The organism is Thermogemmatispora onikobensis, from assembly GCF_001748285.1.
Taxonomy (GTDB): Bacteria; Chloroflexota; Ktedonobacteria; order Ktedonobacterales; family Ktedonobacteraceae; genus Thermogemmatispora; species Thermogemmatispora onikobensis.
The window spans coordinates 1-21,432 of the sequence record NZ_BDGT01000065.1 but is presented as its reverse complement, the minus strand read 5'-3'; the positions used below and the strand labels follow the sequence as shown (position 1 = coordinate 21,432).

Annotated in this window: 17 protein-coding genes and 1 pseudogene; 12 read left to right on the top strand and 6 right to left on the bottom strand. The window is 61.2% G+C overall.

What is annotated here, in order from left to right:
- From BGC09_RS23020 to BGC09_RS19875, 3 genes and pseudogenes are all read left to right on the top strand, one after another.
- Window positions 1-743, top strand: a pseudogene (locus BGC09_RS23020) (hypothetical protein); the annotation flags it as partial.
- Window positions 744-1,252: 509 nt separating this feature from the next.
- Window positions 1,253-2,128, top strand: a complete 876-nt coding sequence (locus BGC09_RS19880) for a PHP domain-containing protein (RefSeq protein ID WP_069805960.1) — start codon at window positions 1,253-1,255, stop codon at window positions 2,126-2,128.
- 255 nt (window positions 2,129-2,383) lie between these two features.
- On the top strand, window positions 2,384-3,904 hold the full coding sequence (locus BGC09_RS19875; RefSeq protein WP_069805959.1) for a carboxylesterase/lipase family protein: 1,521 nt from the start codon (window positions 2,384-2,386) through the stop codon (window positions 3,902-3,904).
- A gap of 180 nt (window positions 3,905-4,084) precedes the next feature.
- Here the strand turns inward: BGC09_RS19875 and BGC09_RS19870 are convergent, their stop codons facing one another.
- The gene (locus tag BGC09_RS19870) at window positions 4,085-5,023 is read right to left on the bottom strand and encodes a class I SAM-dependent methyltransferase (protein WP_069805958.1); all 939 of its coding nucleotides are present in this window, start codon (window positions 5,021-5,023) and stop codon (window positions 4,085-4,087) included.
- Window positions 5,024-5,106: 83 nt separating this feature from the next.
- On the bottom strand, window positions 5,107-6,045 hold the full coding sequence (locus tag BGC09_RS19865) for a class I SAM-dependent methyltransferase (RefSeq protein ID WP_069805957.1): 939 nt from the start codon (window positions 6,043-6,045) through the stop codon (window positions 5,107-5,109).
- 541 nt (window positions 6,046-6,586) lie between these two features.
- Here BGC09_RS19865 and BGC09_RS19860 point away from each other — a divergent pair.
- From BGC09_RS19860 to BGC09_RS19835, 6 genes are all read left to right on the top strand, one after another.
- Window positions 6,587-7,456 carry a class I SAM-dependent methyltransferase gene (locus BGC09_RS19860; RefSeq protein ID WP_069805956.1) on the top strand — a complete coding sequence of 290 codons (870 nt, stop codon included), beginning with the start codon at window positions 6,587-6,589 and terminating at the stop codon, window positions 7,454-7,456.
- 529 nt (window positions 7,457-7,985) lie between these two features.
- Entirely contained in the window at window positions 7,986-8,882 is an 897-nt protein-coding gene (locus BGC09_RS19855; RefSeq protein ID WP_084659152.1) for an ABC transporter ATP-binding protein, read from the top strand.
- Between the two features lie 34 nt (window positions 8,883-8,916).
- Window positions 8,917-9,756 (top strand): ABC transporter permease, encoded by an 840-nt coding sequence (locus BGC09_RS19850; protein WP_069805963.1) that lies wholly within the window; start codon window positions 8,917-8,919, stop codon window positions 9,754-9,756.
- A 154-nt stretch (window positions 9,757-9,910) separates the two neighbouring features.
- Window positions 9,911-10,954: an ABC transporter substrate-binding protein gene (locus BGC09_RS19845; RefSeq protein WP_069805954.1), complete on the top strand. Its 1,044-nt coding sequence runs from the start codon at window positions 9,911-9,913 to the stop codon at window positions 10,952-10,954.
- A gap of 308 nt (window positions 10,955-11,262) precedes the next feature.
- Entirely contained in the window at window positions 11,263-14,046 is a 2,784-nt protein-coding gene (locus BGC09_RS19840) for an ATP-binding protein (RefSeq protein ID WP_069805953.1), read from the top strand.
- A complete protein-coding gene (locus BGC09_RS19835) occupies window positions 14,003-14,734 on the top strand; it encodes a response regulator (protein WP_069805952.1) in 732 nt (243 codons plus the stop codon). The genes BGC09_RS19840 and BGC09_RS19835 overlap by 44 nt, the downstream gene beginning before the upstream one ends.
- 161 nt (window positions 14,735-14,895) lie before the next feature.
- On the opposite strand, the gene ptsP is transcribed toward BGC09_RS19835, so the two are convergent.
- From ptsP to BGC09_RS19815, 4 genes are all read right to left on the bottom strand, one after another.
- Complete coding sequence (gene ptsP, locus BGC09_RS19830; protein WP_084659150.1) at window positions 14,896-16,626, bottom strand: phosphoenolpyruvate--protein phosphotransferase; 1,731 nt, start codon at window positions 16,624-16,626, stop codon at window positions 14,896-14,898.
- Window positions 16,619-16,933 carry an HPr family phosphocarrier protein gene (locus BGC09_RS19825; protein WP_245688606.1) on the bottom strand — a complete coding sequence of 105 codons (315 nt, stop codon included), beginning with the start codon at window positions 16,931-16,933 and terminating at the stop codon, window positions 16,619-16,621. Before BGC09_RS19825 ends, ptsP begins: the two co-directional genes overlap by 8 nt.
- 50 nt (window positions 16,934-16,983) lie before the next feature.
- Window positions 16,984-17,385, bottom strand: a complete 402-nt coding sequence (locus BGC09_RS19820) for a PTS sugar transporter subunit IIA (protein ID WP_069805950.1) — start codon at window positions 17,383-17,385, stop codon at window positions 16,984-16,986.
- Window positions 17,386-17,554: 169 nt separating this feature from the next.
- Window positions 17,555-18,478 carry a MerR family transcriptional regulator gene (locus BGC09_RS19815; protein ID WP_176728987.1) on the bottom strand — a complete coding sequence of 308 codons (924 nt, stop codon included), beginning with the start codon at window positions 18,476-18,478 and terminating at the stop codon, window positions 17,555-17,557.
- Window positions 18,479-18,977: 499 nt separating this feature from the next.
- Between BGC09_RS19815 and BGC09_RS19805 the strand changes: the two genes are divergently transcribed.
- The 3 genes from BGC09_RS19805 to ulaA all read left to right on the top strand — a co-directional run bounded on the left by BGC09_RS19805 (window position 18,978) and on the right by ulaA (window position 21,310).
- Entirely contained in the window at window positions 18,978-19,457 is a 480-nt protein-coding gene (locus tag BGC09_RS19805) for a PTS sugar transporter subunit IIA (protein ID WP_069805947.1), read from the top strand.
- Window positions 19,458-19,492: 35 nt separating this feature from the next.
- The gene (locus BGC09_RS19800; RefSeq protein WP_052891458.1) at window positions 19,493-19,765 is read left to right on the top strand and encodes a PTS sugar transporter subunit IIB; all 273 of its coding nucleotides are present in this window, start codon (window positions 19,493-19,495) and stop codon (window positions 19,763-19,765) included.
- Window positions 19,766-19,882: 117 nt separating this feature from the next.
- Entirely contained in the window at window positions 19,883-21,310 is a 1,428-nt protein-coding gene (gene ulaA, locus BGC09_RS19795) for a PTS ascorbate transporter subunit IIC (protein WP_069805946.1), read from the top strand.
- The last annotated feature ends 122 nt before the right edge of the window (window positions 21,311-21,432 follow it).

Here is a 21,432-nt window from a genome sequence, read left to right as displayed (position 1 = left end):
GCTGGGGTACTGGCTATTTGCTGCTTTTTCTCGCTGCTCTGGGGTTGGCCGGTTGGGATCTGTGGCGCCAGGGACGGCGCCCCCGTCTGGAGGAGGGGAAGGCTGATCAGCAGGCTGACCTGGTCCGGGCCAGTGCTCGCCTGCTGCTGTTGCTTGCCGCGGCCATCACCCTGGTGCTCTTTATTCATAGTCTTGCACCGCTCAAGTGGCCCTCTTTGCATGGGCGCTACCTGATCATTTTTTGGATCGCGCTCCCCGCGATCCTCTGGCCCCTCTGGCAGGGTGCGCAGGCCACGTGGTCCTTTCTACCCAGGTTACGCCAGCCTGGTCGCGCGCTCTGCCTGGCTCTGCTGCTCTTGCTACTGCTCTTCTATGGAACTGGGACGGCTCAGGCTTTTAGTGAAACCCCCACGGCTCAGATGTACTATCAACAAGATATGGCTTTTGTACATCGACTGGAGGAGCTGGGTGTGACCCACTTCTACAGCGATTATTGGACCTGCTATAAGGTGGCTTTTCTCAGCCAGGAGCGCTTGACCTGTGGGGTTGTCAATCAGCAGCTGCAGCCGGGCTACATTCGCTACTGGCCCTATTACTGGGCTACCCACGCCGATCGTCATGCAGCTTACGTGCTGCCGCGCGGCGACTACGAGGCCGCTCTGCAAGCGTTAATGGCCCAGCAGAACCGGCACTATCGTCTGACGCGCTACGGAGACTACTGTATTGTGCAACCAGAGGGATAACAACCCTGGCAGCGCGGCCAATGGAGTCCCCATGTTCATCCCCGTGCTCAGCTCAGGAGCTTCTCGTTGGCCGGTCCTGCTGGAGTGGTAAGCCTTGACCTGCCAGGTCAGCCCTGACTATTTCCTCCTGCGGGAAGGGAGCCGCTGGCAGAGTTCAAACGTCCGCTACCCGCTACCACAGCCGAAGCAGGTCAAAGGCAGGAAGGGGGCAGACCGGCGCCAGGTAAGCGCGGTATCGTTACCCACGAGCAACCGCCAATTGAGCATGCCGGCAGGAGAAGCGGTTTTTGTCAATTGTAAGCACAACCAGCGCCCTCGTTCGCTCTTGCCGCCTGCAGAAGCAGTCGTGTACCATCTCAGCTGATGATTTTTCCCCCAAGCGAGCTAAGAATATGAGCAATGACTCGCTGCTTGTCGGCGACAGCGAGGCTCGTTCCAGCAAAGAGCTGTCGAGACATGCCAGGAGGGGGTTCGTCTCAGTTGCTGAGATCAGAAGAAGGAGGCATCCATTGCAGCAACGCCTTTCCGAACAGGCCAGGATCGATCTTCATTTGCACACGACCTGGAGCGATGGGCGCTGGACTGCGGAAGATCTTTTAGCCCACGTCCGCGAGCGAGGCTTTAAATTGATTGCCGTCACGGATCACGACCGGGTGGATACAGTCCCTCAGCTGCAGCATCTGGCGAAGGAGCAGGGGGTGGCCGTCCTCAATGGCGTTGAGATTAGCGCTGCCTGGCAAGGCCAGATGGCCGATGTGCTTGGCTACGGCTTTGATCCTGAGCAGCCGGATCTGCAGCGCCTGGTGGAGCAAGTACGTGAAGGGCAGCGAGCTAACGCAGAGGAGGTTTATGCAGAGCTGCTCGGTCGCGGCTACTCCTTTCCTGAGCGGGAGAGGCTCCTTGCGCCGCAGGGGAACCGGCTGCGAGTCGCTGGCGACTGCGGGTTCCTCCTGCTGAAGCACGGCTATGTCTCCAGTTGGGAAGAGGCCCTCGCCGTGATCCGTGATGCGGGCTATCGGGAGATTAAGGCAGATCTGGCGGCGGTCGTCGAAGCACTCCATCGCAGTGGAGGCCTGGCCCTGATTGCCCACCCGGGCCGCGGCCTGCGTGAGCCGGCGGAGTTCACCTTCTACAGCCCTGAGCTCTTGGATCGGGTGCGGGCGGAGGTCGCCTTCGATGGGGTAGAGGTCTACTATCCCACCCACGGGCCGGAGCTAGAGGCCATCTATGAAGCGTATGTCCAGCGTCATGGACTGGTCATGAGCGCCGGCTCGGATTCGCATGGCCCTCCGGGTCGCCTGCCTGTCGGCTACCCGGCGTGGCGCTGCCGGGCGCTATTGGAGCGGCTAGGAATCGCGGTCGAGCCGGAAGGCCAGGCCCCTTAAGGCAATCGTCCGGCGAAGGGTGCCAATGCCAGGAAGAGCGATGATCAGGTGATAAGATAAGAAAGGCCCCGATGCCACCTCCTCTTTGATTACCAGGCATGGTCTCTGCAGAAGAGAACAAGATGGTCGCCAGCGCTCTGGCGGGATGGTCACGAAGCGGCGCTGGCAGGGTCCGCTTTCTACGAAGGCAGGGCCTGGCGGCGGCAGTGAGGCCTTCACTAAAGCCTATCTGCATCGATGAGCAGGAGTAGAAGCATGAGCGAATGCATTGTCGAAACTCGCTATGGGAAGGTTCAGGGCTATCAGCAAGGCGCCATCTGCGTCTGGAAAGGCATCCCTTTCGCCCGACCTCCGGTGGGAGCCAGGCGCTTCCGCCCCCCTGAGCCACCTGAACCGTGGACGGGTGTGCGTCCGACGACAGCCTTTAGTCCGATGGCTCCCCAGGTTGCCGAGATGGGGGCCAGTATGGTTGGAGCCATCGGGGCTGAGCGTGTTGTTGATCCGCGTCCGATCAGCGAAGACTGCCTGTACTTGAATATCTGGTCTCCTGCCGCAGATCAGGGGAAGCGCCCGGTCATGGTCTATATTCACGGCGGGGCCTTCACCATCGGCTCGGCCTCCGACCCGTGGTATGACGGCGCGTCATTTGCAGAGCGTCACAATATCGTGGTGGTTTCGCTCAATTACCGGCTGGGAGTGCTAGGCTTCCTCTACCTCAAGGAGTTGGCCGGAGCTGGCTCCAGCTACAGCGGCAACTGTGGTCTGCTCGACCAGATTGCGGCGCTGCACTGGGTGCAGGAGAACATCGAGGCTTTTGGCGGTGATCCCGAGAATGTGACGGTGATGGGCGAATCGGCAGGCGCCATGAGCATCGCTGCGCTGCTGGGCATGCCAGCGGCGCGCGGCCTTTTTCAGCGAGCGATCCTGCAAAGCGGTGCCGCCGGCGACCTGCCTACTGGCGCCGAGGCCACGCGCGTGGCCCAGGCCCTTCTGACCAGGCTTGGGCTGGAGCCTTCGCGGGCCGAGGCCCTGGCCGAGGTATCAGTGGAGAGCCTGCTCAAGGTGCAGCCAGAGCTGGGACGAGAGTTCGGCGGAGTTCGCGCTTTCAGTCCGGTGATCGATGGCGAGACGCTGCCGCAGCATCCGCTGGCGATGCTGGCCCAGGGCCTGGCCAGAGATGTGACCGTCTTGCTGGGAACGAACCGCGACGAATGGCGGCTGTTCGCCCTGATGGGTGGGGGAGCCCAGATCAACGAAGCGCTCCTCAAGCGCCTCTTTGGCGAGGCCGCTCAGCAGGTGCTCGCACGCTATACGGAGGCACGCGAGGACCACTCTCCCGAGCTAGCCTGGATCGATCTGATGGGCGATCTGGTTTTTCGCATCCCGGTCATTCGCCTGGCAGAAGCCCAGGTTCGACAGGGGGCGCCCGTCTGGATGTATCGCTTCGACTGGAAGTCGCCCGCCTTCGGCGGGGTGCTCGGGGCCGCGCATGCGATGGATATTCCTTTTGTCTTCAATACGCTCAATGTGGGACTCTCGCGCCTGTTTACGGGTACTTCGCCCAGTCGACAGGCCCTGGCCGATCTGATGCATGCCTCCTGGGCGGCCTTTATTCGCACCGGGAACCCGGCTATTCCCAGTCTGCCGGAGTGGCCACGCTACGATCTGGAACGGCGCGCAACGCTGATTTGGGATGAGGTGCCTTCTCTGGCGGAGGACCCCCAGGGGGAGCTGCGGGCGTTGTGGGAAGGGGTCAGGCTGATCTTGGACGTTTGATCGCCAGTCAGCAGCCAGGCCAGAGGGGCCTTCTCCAGCGAGGCCGGACCTTTTGATTGTCGCCAGCTTGCGCGAGGCGAGGCACGCAACACACCCGCCTCGCGCTTTTCGGCAAGCCCTTGCCCGCTCCGTTCTGACCCACGAGGCTCGACTCCTCTGCCTGCTTCAGGCAGCGATTCTTTAGTGAGCTGTCGGTTTCTGGCCATAGGCAATAGCAAAGCTCCATTTCGTCTGCAGCTCGTTCCATTCGTGACCCGCCCTATCGATAAGGCTCAGTACCTCTTGCTCCGGTAGCTGGAAACGGGCAGCAATGGGAGCGCTAATCGCTTTCCATGTTTCTCGGGCATCAAGAGAGAGGAGAGAGCCAAGACGCCCGCCCCAGTCGCCAAGGGGAGCTTGAATGCGCTGAGACTTGATCTGCAATAAGCCCGCCTCCTCTAGATAGCGGTCCAGCGAGCGCATCACTTCGCCTTCGCTATCGAGGCCGCGCAGAGCAGTCAGCTGACCGGCCAGCTCAAGAAAGCGCTCGGTCGCAGGTCCAGCAGGAACAAAGTTGCTTACATGGATGCTGAATTCAACGAGTTCGATCCAGCCGCCAGGGGCGGTGACACGCGCCAGCTCCTGCACTACCCCCGGCCAGGCAGCGAGAGGCACAGCCGCTAGCAGAAAGCGCTGATGGACAAAATCGAACCAGTTGCTTTCAAACGGAAGCCCTTCGAGCACATCGCCCTTCACAAAACGATAGTTCGCTGGTGGCGAGCTGCTCACCTTGGTCTGCTCCACGTCCAGCCCCACTACTACCGCCTCCGGGAACTCCTGGGCCAGCTCGATGGCCCACTGCCCCGTACCGCAACCGACGTCCAGAATGCGACGCGGTTGCTTGATCGGCGCCAGATAGTTGCCCCGCAGTAGACTGCGCAGCACATAGTGTTGAAAATCAAGCCGATTGACCTCTCCCAGATCCTTCGGCAACAAATAGGGCTGCTCCTGCAAATAGCGCCGGCTCCCCTGCAGACGAGGCAAGGCTACCTCACCAAGAGACGGGCGAGCCGTCCGACTCATCAGCTCCGCCTCGCTGGCGGTTGCTCTGGCACGACGACGGAAGAACCACCAGGGCATCTACTCCTCCTTTCTGCCCCGTACTCTCAGGAAAACAGAAGATCCTCCTGTTGGTGTCATTGCTCGCCCCAGGCGGCGATTCTTTAGCTAGCTGCCGGCTTCTGCCCATAGGCAACAGCCAGGGAGTAGGAAGTCTTCAGCTCATTCCATTCTTGACTAGCCTGATCCAGCCAATTGAGCACCTCTTGCTCAGAGAGGCCAAAGCGGGCAGCAACAGGAGCGCTGACAGCCTTAATTCCCTCACGCACATCGATAGCCATCAATGAACCCAGGCGCCCACCCCACTCGCCGACCGGAATCTCGAGCGGATAGCGATGGACGTTGATCAGACCTGCCCCTAACAGATAGCGGTCTAGCGAGCGCATCACCTCGCCTTCGCTATCGAGGCCGCGCAGAGCCGCAAGCTGTCCAATCAGGCCGATCAGCTGCTGGGTAGCTGGGCCTGCAGGGGAGAAGCTGCTAGAGCTAGGGCTTCCTTCAACGAGTTCGATCCAGCCGCCAGGGGCGGTGACACGCGCCAGCTCCTGCACTACCCCCGGCCAGGCAGATAAAGGAATAGCCAGGAAGAGGAGACGCTGATGGACAAAATCGAACCAGTTGCTTTCAAACGGAAGCCCTTCGAGCACATCGCCCTTCACAAAACGATAGTTCGCTGGTGGCGAGCTGCTCACCTTGGTCTGCTCCACGTCCAGCCCCACTACTGCCGCCTCCGGGAACTCCTGGGCCAGCTCGATGGCCCACTGCCCCGTCCCACAACCAACGTCCAGAATGCGACGCGGTTGCTTGATCGGCGCCAGATAGTTGCCCCGCATGAGACTGCGCAGCACATAGTGTTGAAAATCAAGGCGATTGACCTCTCCCAGGTCCTTCGGCAACAAGTAGGGCTGCTCCTGCAAATAGCGCCGGCTCCCCTGCAAACGAGGCAAGGCTACCTCACCAAGAGACCGGCGCGGCGGACGACTCACCAGCTCCTCCTCGCTGGCAGTCGCTCTGGCTCGACGGCGGAAGAACCACCAGGGCATCTACTCCTCCTTTCTGCCCCGTACTCTCAGGAAAACAGAAGATCCTCTTGACCCCGCCTCTATCGTCTGCCAGACAAGGGAGCGAGCAGCAAAACCGGCGCGGCCTCCTCCCTGAGACAGGCAGACAGAGCATCAAGCTGGCGGGTTCTTCGGGAGAAAGCGTAGTTCAGAGGAAAGTGTAGAAAAGCAGACAAGCTGCTGTCAAGATGTTTTGCGTGGATAGAGAGCACTCTCTCCGATTTTTATGGTTTTTTCATATCCTGGACGCCAGAACAGGGGCAGAATCAGCCCAGAGCGGAGAGGGTTCAGCAGTATCTCCTGACGGGCGAACCTGCGCCAGGTCTAGTCTGGGGGCAGAGGTCCTGACAAACACAGCCAATTTCCGGTTGAGCGGCTCCTACCCGATACTCTTTATGTTCTCTCCCTTCCAGTATGGAGCTGCTTTCTGCTACACTTGAGAAAGGAATATGCCCAAGAGATGCCATCGTCCTGGAGACGCGCGGTCTGATGCGCTTCTTCAGACTGGAAAGGAAGCAATTGCATGGCGGAAGCAGATCACACCTACGTGATTGATCCAGAGAATGCCGGCGAGCTAGCCCGCCTGATGCAACAGGATCGACTGCTAACGGAAGGCATGGGGGGCCTCTTTCCCGAGGGCCAGCTCCTACCCGAGGGTGGACGTCTGCTCGATCTGGCCTGTGGCCCCGGTGGCTGGGCCCTAGAGGTTGCTTTTCACTATCCCCATGTCGAGGTGATCGGCATCGACATCAGCCAGCCAGTGATTGAATATGCCCAGGCTCAGGCTCAGTCGCGTGGACTCAGAAACGTTCGTTTTCAGGTTGGCAATGTCATGGAGCCGCTGGCTTTCGCTGACACCTCCTTTGACCTGATCAACGGGCGAGCATTGTCAGGCTTCATGTTGCCAGCGGCCTGGCCCCGTCTGCTGGCCGAGTGTGTCCGTCTCCTCAAGCCCGGCGGTATCCTGCGTTTGACCGAGGGAGAGCTTCCGTTGACGACCAGCCCAGCCTACGAGCGTTTCAGTTCCTTGATCGCCGAAGCTTTTCGGCGGGTTGGACAGAGCTTCTCTCCCGATGGGCGCCACCTCGGTATTACGCCGGCGCTACCACGGCTGGTGCGCCAGGCAGGCTTTGAGGAGGTGCGGCTCCGCGCCAGCGCTATCGAGTGGTCGATGGGGACAGAGACCTATTATCCTGTCTTCAAGGACCATCTGGCTGGGATGGAATTGATTCGGCCTTTTCTCGTAAAAGTCGGCTTAATCGGCCAAGAGGAGCTAGGAACACTGATTCAGCAGGCGATGGCCGAAATGCAACAAGAGAATTTCTGCGCGATCTGGACGCTGCTCACCGTCTGGGGTCGCAAGCCTACAACTACGCCCGACTCCGCTATGTAGAAGAGCTGACCGTTGCTCGCTGATGGTTGAGCTGCGCGAGTTGCAGCGGGTGCGCCGCTCGCTCCAGGGAAACACCCCGCCGTCAGCGAGCTGCCCTGCTGAGCGCTGCCGAAATGACGAGTACTAGAGGGTAGCAAGACCTTCCTCTGCCCGTGCCAGCAGCGCCAGACGCTCGCTGCTGCCGCCTGGTGCGCCATCTCCGCCAGTCAAGTTCACCACCTCACAATCGTATCGCAGCCTGGCAGCCAACAACGATTTCTCGCCAGCACCTCTAAAAGGTCAGAAGGAAGACCGCAGAGCATTTATGCAATGTTTAACTCTCTCCACTGGTCATTTATGCGTCATTTATGCATCATCGGGTAAATTTAGAGTGTCCGCACAGAGACGAGCCATTGAGAACGGAGCCGACCAGCTAGTCAGCGGAAAAGCCGGGCGCATAGGCGAGGTAATCCGCCTGGCTGGCTGGTCAGCCAGCCGATCGAGATTGTGACAGAGGTAGCAATTGCTCCGGCAGCAAGAAGAACGAAGAATGCAAGACCCACAGAGAAACGCCCCACCCGCTTCATCCCCTACGCCACGCTCAGTGGCCCAGGAGGCGCCCGACAAGAGGCCCTCTCAAGGCAACACGCCGGCCATCGAGCTGCGGCAAGTGACCAAACGCTTTCTCACGCCGCGGGGACAGACCTATACCGCTCTGCGTAACCTGAACCTCAACGTGGCCCCGGGCGAGTTCTGCGCTCTCATCGGTCCTACCGGCTGCGGCAAGTCGACAACCTTGAGCCTCATCGCTGGACTGGATACGCCGAGCGCGGGCTCCGTCCTGGTCATGGGGGAAGAGGTTCATGGCAATGATCCGCGCATTGGCTATGTCTTTCAGACCGACGCCGTCTTCCCCTGGAAGAACGTGCTGCACAATGTGGCCGCCGGCCCTCTTTTTCGCGGCGTTCCCAGGCGGGAAGCGCTGGAACGGGCCCGCGCCTGGATTGCCCGCGTCGGGCTGGCTGGCTTCGAGGATCGCTATCCGCACCAGCTCTCGGGCGGTATGCGCAAGCGTGTAGCCCTCGCCCAGACTTTCATCAATGAGCCACAGATCCTGCTGATGGACGAACCATTCAGCGCGCTCGATGTCCAGACCCGCACCTTGATGGAGAACGAGCTGCTGCAGCTGTGGTCTGCGCTTTCGGCCTCGGTGGTCTTTGTGACCCACGACCTGGAGGAGGCGATCGCCCTCGCCGACCGTGTCTGCGTGCTGACCGCCGGACCGGCCACAGTCAAGGGGATCTATACTATCGATCTGCCTCGTCCGCGTAACGTGGCCGAGATCCGCTTTGATCCGCGCTTCGTCCAGCTCTATCACGATATCTGGGAGGACCTCCGCGACGAGGTGATGATTAGCTATGAGCGAGCCAAACACTCTTCGGATTGAACAAGGGCAGAGCAATGGCGCTGCCAATCCTCCAATGATGGAGACAGAGAGCGCCATTCTGGCAGCCCTGACGCGCCGACGTCGACGCCGGCGCTGGCTGATCAATAGCCTGCGTTTGCTGCTGCTGGTGGTTCTGATCGGCGGTTGGGAACTGGGAACGCGCTTCGGCCTGATCGATCCTTTCTTTTGGGGACGCCCGTCTGGGATCTGGCAGCAGCTTGTGACCTGGGTGGTTCACGGCACCGCCCAGGGACCGCTCTGGGTGCAGATTGCTGTAACTCTGGAGGAGGCCCTGCTTGGCTTTTTGATCGGCGTCGTTCTCGGCATCAGCTTCGGCGTTCTCCTGGGTCGCAACGCCTTTCTCGCCGAGCTGCTCGGTCCCTATATTAAGGCGGCCAATTCTATTCCTCGCGTGACTCTGGCGCCGCTCTTCGCCATTGGGTTGGGTCTGGGCAGCCAGTCAAAGGTCGCCCTGGCGGTTGTCCTGGTCTTCTTTATCGTCTTCTTCAACGCCTTCCAGGGCGTGCGCGAGGTCGATCGGAATCTGCTGGCCAATGCCCGCATTCTGGGGGCCAACCGCTGGCAGCTCTTCCGCGAGGTCATCTTGCCTTCAGCACTCACCTGGATTATCGCCAGTCTGCACACCAGCTTTAGCTTCGCGCTGGTCGGGGCTGTGGTTGGCGAGTTCGTCGGCTCAATCGAGGGCATCGGCCTGATGATCCAGAATGCCGGCGCCACCTTCAACGCCAATGGGGTCTTCGCGGCCATGCTGATTCTCGCAGTGGTCGCTCTGCTCTCCGAGGTCATTATCACAGCACTGGAGCGGCGCCTGCTGCGCTGGCGCCCGACTGCCCTGAGCGAGGCTACACTCTGAGACCAACCCAGAGCCAAGGGGATGCGCCCACGCTCCAACAGCCGAAACGGTCAAGCAAGGGGCGGCAGCACCACGAGGGGAGCAGCGTCTGGGTGCCGTGCCGCCTGAACAGCACAACGAACGGAACGCACGAAGGGAAAGGAAGAGAAAGACCATGAGTGTCAAGCGACAGTGGCTGCGACAGCCCATTACCGTGCTCCTGCTCGTGCTGGCCATGCTGGTCAGTGCCTGTGGAGGCAGCGCGAGCGGGCCAACGGTGAGCAATGGCAAGATCCAGCTCAAGATCATGGTTGGTGGCTTAAGCAAACAGATTTATTTACCTAACATGTTGACCCAACGGCTCGGCTACTTCGCTCAGGAGGGTCTAGCAGTCACGCTCATTGATGAAGCCTCTGGCCAGTCCGCTGAGGACGAGGTGTTAGCCGGTCAGGTTGATGCCGGTTCCGGTTCCTATAACCATACTATTGAGTTGCAAGCGGCAGGAAAACAGATGGAGTGTGTGGTGCAGCTCGACATCGCCCCAGGCGAGGCCGAGATTGTGGCCACGCGCGAGGCCGGCCAGATCCGCTCTGTGAACGACCTCAAGGGGAAGAATCTCGGGGTTACCGAGCTGGGTTCGGGAACGCAAACCCTGACCACTGTCCTTCTTCACAAGGTAGGCATCGCTTCCAATCAGGTCCACTTCGTCCCTGTGGGGGCTGGGGACACCTTTATTGCCGCCTTGCAGCAGGGCAAGATCGACGCCGGCATGACGACAGAGCCGACTATCTCACGCATCCTGGCGAGCGGCCTCGGTAAGGTCCTCGTCGATCTGCGCACGCCCCAGACCACGCAAGCCGCCCTCGGTGGTCCTTACCCCTTCATCTGCGTCTTCATGCGCAATGACTATGTGAATGCCCACAAGGATGTGGTGCAGAAGCTTGTCAACGCCTACGTGAAAACACTGAGGTGGATTCATAGCCATACGGCGGAGCAGATCGCCGACATGATGCCAGCCGACTACTACGCCGGCAATAAGCAGCTGTATGTGACGGCGCTGCAGAACCAGCTGGCGATTTTCAGTCCCGATGGCCTGATGCCCACCGGTGGCCCGGAGTTTGTTCTGAGTACCGAGCAACAGTCAAATAGCTCAGTGCAGGGGAAGCAGATCGATCTGAGCACGACCTACACCAATGAGTTCGCCAGCAAGGCCAGTTAGGGAAGAGAGCTGCCCGAGCGCTAGACGAATCAAGAGGATCGACATAGTATAATGGGGTGTTGTTGACGCTGCCCTTGCTTCGAGAGCACAGGCAGACCGAGCAGGGCAGCGTCCTCCAGAGCCGGACGGGAGCGCCCTTGCTCCCTTCCGGGCAGAGCAGAGGCGCCCGGGTCCCGGTCTTTGGTCCTGGTCGGCGGGCAGCCGTAACACCGGGATGCTCAACCCCAGAGAGAGGCGCCGCTGGAGAGCGGGACCGGGGTGCCCTGTGACAGAGAGAAGCCAGCCAGGTTCACTGTGGAGAAAGGCTTATGCGGCCTGCGCTTCGTCGCTCCCTACTGACTCGTCTGCTCACGGTCTATCTTCTCTTCGTCGTGGTTGTCCTGCTTGGTGGGGCCAGAATCAATATGCTCGTTGAACAGCGGCTGCGCAGCGATGTTCAGGCTTCAGATCAGGCCCTGGCCGAGGAAATCGCCCGGGAGACGAGTCTGCAGCTGCTGGGAGCCGAACAGGCGTTACAGAGCCTGGGTCGGCTGGTGCTGGCCTCCCAGAGCGAGGCCCCAGCCAGGCTGGAACAGCTCTTCCAGGCCTGGCATGACGCCCGGAGCGACGTCGATCATGTCTACTGGCTTGACCCCTTCGGCGCGGTGCTGGTAGCCTGGCCGGCTGACCATACTGACCATATCATCACTGGGGCCGAATTCTCGCCCCCCACGGTCGTTGAGCAGGCGCTGAAGAGCGACCAGCCGGCCTTTGAGGTGGGCATCGTCGGCCTGTCCTCCAGCAGGCTCGCAACCCCAGGGGTCATTGTGGCTCAGGCCGTACGCACTCAGGGCCGCCTGCATGGACTGGTCGCCGCCAACTTCTCCCTGGCAGAGCTGAGCCTGCCGCTAGCCAACGTGGTTCAGGCCCAGCAGCGACAAAGCAAGCATTTGATGATCACAGTGATCGACAGCAATGGGGTCGTGGTGGCTGCCTCCGAGCGCAGGCGTCTGCTGGAGACGGCCCTTGGCGAGTTGCCCGGAGCGGCCCAGGCGCTTCAGGGTCAGAGCCTCTCACGTACAGGACCAGGACCGAATGGCCAGGACTGGCTGTTTAGTTCTGTGCCAGTGCCGAAAATCGGCTGGGCGGTGGTAGTCGAGCGCCCGGCGAGTGAGGCGCTGGCTGTCGTCGATCAGTTCCATCTCTGGCTCTTGCTCGTGGCCTTGCTCTTCAGCCTGGGCGGCCTGCTCTTCTGGTTGCTCCTCCACTTGCGCGTTATCCGTCCCCTGCAGATGCTGGCCAGTCAGCATCAGGCGCTACCGGCGAGTACCGCAGCCATCCCTGCAACCACGCGCCAGCTTGCCCGCCAACACGATGAGATTGGCGAGCTGGCGCGCTCGTTGATCCGCCTGGAGCGCGACGGCCTGCGCAAGCTGAGCGAGCTGCGTACCTTGCTAGAGACCTCGAGCGCCGTGGTTCGCTCCCTTGATCCTCGAGCCGTCATCGAAGAAATCATGTACGAGGTACAGCGCCTGGTTGATGTCCAGGCGGTGGCCGTGCTGCTGCCCGACACGCAAGGGGTACTGCGGGTACTGCAAAGCAGTGGCCATAGCGAGCGCTACGATCGCCAGCTCTCCCTTGCGCCTGAGCGGGTCAGTTCAGCGGCGGTGCTGGCTCTTAATAGCGGCCAGCCGGTGCAGAAGCTGCTCGATGGCAGCCAGCCCTCTTTTGCCTACGACGACGGCTTCCGCGCGGTGCTCGCCTTACCCATCATCAGCCATCACGTTGGCAGCGTCGTCCTGGTGGTTCACCGACGGGAGCCACGCCTCTTCGAGGAGCATGAGGTTCAGTTACTGTCAACCTTCGCTAACTACGCGACGCTCGCCTGGGAGCACGCCGTCCTCTACGAGCGCAGCGACGAACGGCTGCGCGAGGTCGCCAGGGAGAATGAAGGCCTCTACCGGCGGGCAACAGAGGAGAAACAGCGGCTGGCGGCCATTATGGAGAGTATGCAGGATGGGCTGCTCCTATTAGGCACCGATGGCCAGATTCTCTACGCCAATCAGGCGGCCTGTGCCATTGCCGGCCTGCCACGGACAGCCCTGGAGGGGCACGCCATTGCCACCTTTTATGAGGCCCTGCAGGCGACCGGAGCCGAGGCCGCCGCCTGCGCGCGCGCTTTGAGTCGGACAGAGCCGGCCACGTTTCTGATCGAGAACAGCGAGGGAACACAGGCCCGGGCCCTGCAGATGCGCCTCTTCGCCGTGCAAAGCGAGGGCGGGGAGACCATTGGGCGCGGCTTACTGGTACGCGACGTCACCCGCGAGCGAGAGCTGGATGAGTTTAAGACGACGCTGCTGGCCGCGGTCGGCCACGAGGTGCGCACGCCGCTGGCAGCCATCAAGGGCTACGCTTCAACGTTGCTGCAGCAAGATGTGGTCTGGCCTCCAGAGGAGCAGCAGCAGTTTCTGCAGACCATCATGCAGGAGGCCGATCGCCTGACGCAGCTGGTGCGCAACCTGCTTGACCTCTCGCGGCAGGAGGCTGGCCTGCTGCAACTCAGACGCATCCCCGTCGATCCGCGCGCGCTGGTGCGGGCAGTCGGAGAGCGCATCAAGCCGGGAGCGGCGACGCTGGCGGTGGAGATCCCGCCAGGGCTGCCACCGGTACTGGTGGATCGCGGGAGAATCGACGTAGTTCTGCACAATTTGATCAGCAATGCCTTGCTCTATGGAGCGCACCATGTACGGGTCAGGGCCTGGCCCTCTACGGACGAGGAGGGGACTCTGACCTTTGCTGTGCTTGATGATGGACCGGGTATTGCCCCCGAGGAGCTGCCACATATTTTCGAGCGCTTCTATCGGTCCCCGCGCGGACGCCGCCAGCACGCTGGCGGGACGGGGCTGGGCCTGGCAATTTGCAAAGCCTTCGTGGAGGCGCACGGAGGACGCATCTGGGCACAGAGCGGTCCGGCGGGCACAGTGATGTGCTTTTCGTTGCCATGCGCCTCGCAGTCGGCACTGAGGACGCTGCACGAGGCAGTCGACGAAGAAGAGGGAGATTCCAGCGATGGCCACAGGAATAGGGAAGGCCAGGCGCATCTTGCTTGCTGAGGATGAGCTGGCACTGCGCGACTTTGTGAGCCGCAATCTACGTGTGCGCGGCTTCGAAGTGTTGGAAGCCAGTACCGGTCTGGAGGCACTGGCGCTTTTTGAGCGCGAGCGACCGCACCTGCTGATTCTTGATCTGATGATGCCCCGGCTGGACGGGCTAGAGGTCTGCCAGCGTGTGCGCGAGCAGTCAACGGTTCCCATTATTGTGCTGACGGCCCTCGACGCCGAACGGGACAAGGTGGCCGCCCTGGATCTGGGGGCCGATGACTATCTGACGAAGCCCTTCGGGGTTGAGGAGCTGCTTGCACGGGTACGAGCCGTCCTGCGGCGTGCCCAGTGGGAGAGCGAGACTGCGATACAGCCGGCGCTGGGAATGCGACGCTTCGGGGAGATCGAGATCGATCTGGCCCGGCGCATCGTCCGCCGTGGCGGCGAGGAGGTCCGCCTCTCGCCGACGGAGTTCGCTCTGCTGGAGCAGCTGGTGACCCAGGCCGGCAAAGTGCTGACACATCGCTGGCTGCTTCAGCGGGTCTGGGGACCGGAGTACGGCGGTGAGGTGGAGTATCTGCGCGTCTATCTCAATCGCCTGCGCCAGAAACTGGAGCCTGACCCAGCCCACCCACGCTACTTTCTCACCGAACCAGGGGTAGGCTATCGCTTTGCACCCCCTGGCCCTGATATGGAGTAGGCCGATTGATGCCGCTGCAGCTACCGCTGCCCCCGCGCCAGGCCCGGCTCGCGGCCAGGTCCATCATGAGCAGGAGAAGCGGCAGCGCCAACCGGTCCAGTGCAGATGCTAATATTCTACCAGCACTTTCTACCGCTTTCTCTTTTCTTTCATATTTACTCTTAAAAAGAAGAATATTCATCAGGAGAGCAGGTGTGCAGGTACGAGCGTACCTCTGCCGCTGTGGGCAGGCGGAGGGCCTGCTGGGCCACCTGCTGAGCTTCCTGCAGGGTCCAGCGACGGATCACCTGTTTGCAGCGCGGAACTGCCTGGGGGACCATGCTCAGCTCATCGATGCCCAGACCCAGCAAGAGAGGCAGGGCCAGCGGCTCGCTGGCCAGTTCTCCGCAGATCTCCACGCGACGCTGGTGACGGTGAGCCGCCTCGATAGTCAGCTGGAGCAGACGCAGGAGTGCGGGATGAAAAGGGTCGGCCAGGGAGGCTGTGCCCTCGTTGGTGCGATCGGCAGCCAGGACATACTGGGTGAGGTCGTTGGTGCCCAGGCTGAAGAAGTCAACGGCATCGGCCAGGACGTCGGCGAGCAGGGCGGCAGCTGGCACTTCAATCATGATGCCAAGCTCGACGCGCTCGGCCCGCTCCTGCCCTTGCTGACCTAGCTCTTGCTCTACTTCCTGCACGAGGCGACGCAGGGCCTCGACTTCCTCGTAGCTGCTCACCATTGGGAAAAGGATGCGCAGCTCCCGCCCTGCACCCGCGCGGAGCAAGGCCCGCAGCTGGGTACGCAAGAGCGACGGCTGTTTCAAACCCAGGCGTACCCCCCGCACGCCCAGAAATGGGTTGGACTCGCGCGGCAGGGAGAGATAGGGGACCGGCTTGTCCCCTCCAATGTCAAAGGTACGGAAGACGACAGGTGCCGGCTGGACCGCTTCGATGATCGCGCGATAGACCTCTCGCTGCTCCTCTTCGCTGGGCGCCTGGCGGCGATCAAGGAAGAGAAATTCGGTGCGCAGGAGACCTATTCCTTCGGCTCCAAAGGTTCGCACTGCGGCCACCTCCTCCGGAGCCTGGATGTTGGCCCGCACTGGGTAGCATCGACCATCTCTGGTACAGGCCAGCTGCTGCCTGGCTTCCGCCGCGTGCCTGGCCTGGCTCTGGAGCCACTGGGCCTGCTGACGATAGCGAGCCAGGGTCTCAGCCTCCGGCTCGGCAATGACAAGGCCCTGCTCTCCGTCGACGATCACAACCTGCCCGGGGCGTACAACGTCTAGCCCTTCTCCTAGGCCAACCACCGCCGGCACTCCCAAGGCCCGGGCCAGAATGGCCACATGAGAGGTCGGCCCTCCCTGGGCCGTGCAGAAAGCCAGCACCTGTTCCCGCGGACAGCGCACGATCGCCGAAGGGGTCAGCTCGTATGCAACAATGACCGCCTGCTCGCTTAGTTGCCAGCTCTCTTCAGCCTGCCCTGTCAGGTGACGGAGGACCCGCTGCGCCACATCCTCCAGGTCGAGGACACGGGCCTGTAAATACTCGTTCTGGACCGCTTGCAGTTGCTGAATATAGTGTTGAAATCCCGCCTGCCAGGCAGAGGCCGCACTCTGCCGCTGGCGGATGCGCCCCTGCACCTGCTGCAGCAACTCAGGATCTTGGAGAAACAGCTCGTGCGCGGAGAAGATGGCCGCCTCCTTGGGACCAACAGCCCTGCCGGCTTCCTCGGCCAGGAGCCGAATTTCCTGGCGAGCCGCAGCCAGGGCCGCTTCGAGACGCGCCAGCTCCGTCGCCGCATCCTGGCCCGCTTCCGCCTCGACTTTGATGAGGGACGGCTCATAGCGGTAGACCGGACCGATGGCAATCCCTGGGGAGGCCGCTATGCCACGGATTCGCTTCTCACTCATTGCTCACTTGCTCCTGCTGCTCAGCCTCCTCAGTTTCGCCGAAATTGCTGGCGATGAGCCGGGCGATGGCCTCTATGGCCTCGTCTTCGTCTTCTCCATCGGCAGCGATGCGCAGCCGGTCATGGCGCTGGATACCGATTGATAAGACTGTCAGCGGACTTTTGGCGTTCACCGGCTTGCTGCCTTGCGTCAGGTTTTCGATGGTGATCGTCGACGAGAAGGCCGCCGCTGTTTTGGCCAGCAGCGTGGCCGGACGGGCATGCAGGCCGTCACGGTAGGCAACAACCACTTCTGTTGATGCAGCCAAACCTATCCCCTTTCCTGCTCAGCCGGGCTGATCCGGACCATACGAGGCCGCTAGCCGCGATCAGCCAGACGCTGGGTAAGATTGATCACGCCTTCTTTCGCGGCCTGAATGGCGATAGGCGTGAGATCGCGCAAGCTCATATATTCTCGCTGCACAAGAATCTCAAGCAGCATCGGCAGATTGACGCCGCAGATGACTTGAGTTCCTTGCAGCGCCAATTGCAGGGAGGCGCTGGCAGGATTGCCTCCCAGGATGTCGATAAGGATGAGCACCCCGCCATCGCTCATCACCTCGCGAGCCGCGGTTTCGACCTCCCGCTTGAGCTGCTCAAGCGAGCCACCAGCGGGCATGCCAATGGCCACAAAGCGCTCCTGGGGGCCAGCGATCATCTCGACCGCGTCCTTCAATCCGGCGGCTAACGAGCCATGTGAAACAAGGACAACACCGATCACGCAGCCCTTCCTCTCTCAAGGCTGCCCAGAGGCACAGCCTCTGAAGCCCCATCAAGCACAGAGTCAGTATGGTCCCCACGTTTATGCCCTTGCCCCTGGTCTGTGCCCAGAGCGAGGGGGGAGAATGGTCCTGCTCTTTTCCCTCACCTGCGCTGGGCCTCTCCTTTCCTCACCTTCGCGAGGTGGCGCGAGCCGACAGGGCCAGGCTCTCTGCTCCTGCCGGGCGCCTACCACTATGGAAGAAGAGCCGACTGGTTCCCCCCTCTTTGCGTTCGACCGGGAGCTGGACCTCGGTCAGGCAGCCTTCCGGTTCGTCCTCGTCCTGGTCTTGCAGGAGCAGATGGCGGTAGGGACCGGCAACGGCGTAGCCGTGGGCCTCAATCCAGGTGGCCAGCGACTGATATACCTCGCTCAGACCGTAGGGGCCTCCCCGGTAGAGCAAGGTGGCGGCGGTCACTGCGGGCAGTTCTCGAATGGTGATGTGGCCGCCGCTACGTTCGACGATATTGCCAAGCGAGGACCCTTCGACCGGAATAGCCACCTCCACAATGCTTCCCTCGCCTTCTCCACCGTTGGCATCCAGCGTCAATAACAGGATGTGCTCGCCTGGCCTGACTCCGCTGTCCCTTAAAAATTGCAACATCTGCCTGGCAAAGCGTAGTTGGAGCGCGACGCTGGGGGCTGTTGTGCGACTGGCGGCCACGAGCTGCGGCTTGAGGCGTTTCAGGACAACCTCGTAGCTACTCTGCTGATCATCGAGCATCAGCTGCTTGAGACGGGCCTCGATGCGTGCCTGTCGCTCCTGTTCGATGAGAATCTGCTGCTGAACTTCGGCGAGCCGCTGCTGGAGCACGGCACGGAGCTGCTCAGGGGTCACCTGCTCGTCCAGCAATTGGACAATCTGAGCGAGTTCGAAGCCCATCTCCTTGAGATCGAGGATGCGGTGAAGGCGCGTGAGCTGTTCGACGGCATAGTAGCGGTATCCCGTGAGAGTATCAACCTGCACCGGCTTGAGCAATCCGATCTCGTCGTAGTAGCGCAGGGTCCGCATAGAGACCTGCCCGAGCCTGGCAAAATCGCTGATCTTGAGCACCAGCTTGCTCCCCTCCTTCCTCGTCTCTGAGGAGGCGCTCTGGCCTGGCATCATAGAGAGAACAGGCGCTTCTCCTCCCTCTAGGATAAACCTTGCCGCGACGTGAAAGTCAAGGTAAGGGCAGAGCTAGTAGTGGCGATCTGAAGAGGAAAGAACCAGGCAACCGCTTGACTTTCACACGACGGCAAAGTTTATCCTAGTAGCAAGCAGGCTCTTCCGTCCAGCCGGCTGCAGCCTTTGGCATAGCCGCGGCAGCTTCGCTGGCCCAGCCAGGTCCCAGCCCTGACGAGGCGCCCACCTGGTACCTGGCGCGCCAGCCCTGGCTGGCAGAGTGATGAGCGGCTGCTGGCGCGCACAGCAGGAGCCGGGCGCCGGGCAGTTCGGAGGAGCAGTGCGAGACGAGCAGAACAAGGGCGGGCGTGCGAGGCGAGCGAGAGCCGCGACTGATCAGCGTAGCGCGCCGCCTTGCCCACTTCTCGATTCTGGAGAGAGATCCGCTGTGGCTTCATCAGAAGCGCCGTTTCAGCTCAAAGATTTGCTGACGCCGGCCACGATTCGCCTGCATGTTGCAGCCAGCGATCCGGGGCAGGTCATCCGCGAGGCTGGCCAATTGTTGCTGGCCAGCGGCGCCATCGAGGAGCGCTACATCGAGGCCATGCAGCAGGCCCTACAGACCTACGGCCCTTATATGGTGATTGTGCCAGGCGTGGCGCTCTTACATGCGCGCCCGAGCGATGGCGTGAAACGTCCCTGCATGAGTCTGCTGACGCTGGAGCCTCCCGTGTCCTTTGGCAACGAGGACAATGACCCGGTGAAGATCGCCATTGCCTTTGGCGCGGTTGACCGTCAGAAGCACCTGGAGGCACTCACCATGCTGACCCAACTCTTGGCGAATGAGCAGGCGCTCTCAGCGATTCAGGCCAGCACCTCCGCCGAGGAAGTGATGCACATCATTGCGGCTGCGTTGCCCGCTCAGTGAGCGAGGACGCAGAAGAGGCTCAGGGGGAATGCACTGTGAAGATCTTAGCTGTCTGTGGCATGGGATTTGGCAGCAGCCTGGTTCTGCGCATGACCATCGAGGACGTTCTCAAGGCTGCCGGTCTCAAGGCCCAGGTCGTCGTGAGCGATATCGGGACTGCGCGCTCGGAGCAGGCTGATATTATTGTCACTTCTGCCGAATTTGCGCGCCTGTTAGCCGATAGAGGCATCCCTATCGTCGTCATCAAGAACTACGTCGATCGAAAGGAGATGAAAGAGAAGCTGCTGCCCTTGGTGAAAGGCAGCTGATGCTGAGGCTCAACTCAGCGCGAGCAGGTGTCTTCAGCGAACAAGCAATGTTGTGGCCTGGAGAGAGACCTCCAGGCTCTCTCGTTAGCTAGCCAGCCAGAAGAAGGATGGTGAACGATGAACATTGTGCTTGCGATCGTTCAGTTCATTGTCTCGGAGATTTTGAGCAAGCCACCGCTGCTGGTGGGATTGATTGCCCTTCTGGGTTTACTGGTGCTACGGCGCCCCGTCAGCGAATTGATTGCAGGAACGCTCAAGACCATCGTGGGCTTTTTGATTCTGACAGGCGGAGCCACTATTTTGATCGGCGCCCTGGCGCCGCTGGGAACGATGGTGCAGGCTGGTTTTCACCTGCAGGGCGTAGTACCAACCAACGAGGCGATTGTCAGCCTGGCCCAAAAAGCCTTTGGCGCGCCAACAGCTCTCATTATGGCGTTCGGTTTTCTGGTCAACCTGATTTTAGCACGCCTGACCCCGGTGAAGTTTGTCTTTCTGACCGGTCATCATCTCTTCTATATGGCCACGGTGCTGGCCGTGGTTCTGGGTAGTGCGGGCATCACGGGCGTCCATCAGGTCATACTGGGCGCGTTGATGCTGGGAACGATTGGTACGGTGATGCCGGCCCTGGTCCATCCCTTTACGCGCAAGGTGACGCGCGATGCCGGCTTCGCCCTGGGTCACTTCAATACATTCGGCTATATTACCTCGGGACTGGTGGGCAAGCTGGTGCGCCGCCTGGGGGCACCGCGAGCCAGCGCGGAGGATCTGGCAGTGCCAGAGGGACTCTCTTTCCTTCGCGACTCGCTGGTGATGACCACGCTGACGATGGTGATTATTTATCTGGTCCTGGCCATTATTGCTGGACCAGCAGCGCTGGCGCAGGCTGCGGGCGGCGGCAACTATATCATGTATGCCTTGACCCAGGCTCTGACCTTTGGGGCGGGCGTGGCCATTATCCTGGTCGGTGTACGCATGATCCTGGCGGAGATTGTGCCGGCTTTCCGCGGGATTGCGGAGAAAGTGGTACCCAACGCTTTGCCCGCCCTGGATTGCCCGACGACTTTCCCCTTTGCGCCGAATGCGGTCTTGATCGGCTTCATCATGAGCTTGCTGGGTGGTATCGTAGGACTGTTCTTGATGGGACCGCTGGGCCTGGCCCTGATTATTCCCGGCATGGTACCCCACTTCTTCGACGGCGGCACCTCCGGCGTCTACGGCAATTCTACCGGCGGCTGGCTGGGAGCCGCCATCGGTGCCTTCATCAATGGCCTGCTGATTACGCTCCTGCCGGCCTTGCTGCTGGCCTTCATGGGATCATTCGGCCTGGCAAATACGACCTTTGGGGATACCGATTTCTGCCTGGCTGGCATTATCACCGGTCTGGGAGCCAAGGCGGGCTTCTTCGGCTCCTATGCCGTAGTGGTAGTGCTGACCATTGCGCTCCTGGCCCTGGCCTCGTTCGTGACGCTGCGCATTACGCCGCGCAGTGGACCACAGGAGGAGACGCCTGAAACGGCTCAGGCAACCGCCGAGACGACCGCCTGAGCTGAGCAGGTTGCTAGAAAGCCGGCTGTGCGTGAGGGCTTGCTCGTTCGCTCTGTTCTGCTCTGCTTCTGCCGACGGAGCACAAGCAAGCCCTCTTTGTATTGTGTGTTGTCTGCTCCTCT

Excerpts from the sequence above, each read along its gene's own strand:
- BGC09_RS19845 (WP_069805954.1), top strand. The coding sequence starts at position 9,911 with ATGAGTGTCAAGCGACAGTGGCTGCGACAGCCCATTACCGTGCTCCTG.
- BGC09_RS19860 (WP_069805956.1), top strand. The coding sequence starts at position 6,587 with ATGGCGGAAGCAGATCACACCTACGTGATTGATCCAGAGAATGCCGGC.
- BGC09_RS19835 (WP_069805952.1), top strand. The coding sequence starts at position 14,003 with ATGGCCACAGGAATAGGGAAGGCCAGGCGCATCTTGCTTGCTGAGGAT.
- BGC09_RS19865 (WP_069805957.1), bottom strand. The coding sequence starts at position 6,045 with ATGCCCTGGTGGTTCTTCCGCCGTCGAGCCAGAGCGACTGCCAGCGAG.
- BGC09_RS19840 (WP_069805953.1), top strand. The coding sequence starts at position 11,263 with ATGCGGCCTGCGCTTCGTCGCTCCCTACTGACTCGTCTGCTCACGGTC.
- BGC09_RS19870 (WP_069805958.1), bottom strand. The coding sequence starts at position 5,023 with ATGCCCTGGTGGTTCTTCCGTCGTCGTGCCAGAGCAACCGCCAGCGAG.
- ptsP (WP_084659150.1), bottom strand. The coding sequence starts at position 16,626 with ATGAGTGAGAAGCGAATCCGTGGCATAGCGGCCTCCCCAGGGATTGCC.
- BGC09_RS19850 (WP_069805963.1), top strand. The coding sequence starts at position 8,917 with ATGATGGAGACAGAGAGCGCCATTCTGGCAGCCCTGACGCGCCGACGT.
- BGC09_RS19875 (WP_069805959.1), top strand. The coding sequence starts at position 2,384 with ATGAGCGAATGCATTGTCGAAACTCGCTATGGGAAGGTTCAGGGCTAT.
- ulaA (WP_069805946.1), top strand. The coding sequence starts at position 19,883 with ATGAACATTGTGCTTGCGATCGTTCAGTTCATTGTCTCGGAGATTTTG.
- BGC09_RS19855 (WP_084659152.1), top strand. The coding sequence starts at position 7,986 with ATGCAAGACCCACAGAGAAACGCCCCACCCGCTTCATCCCCTACGCCA.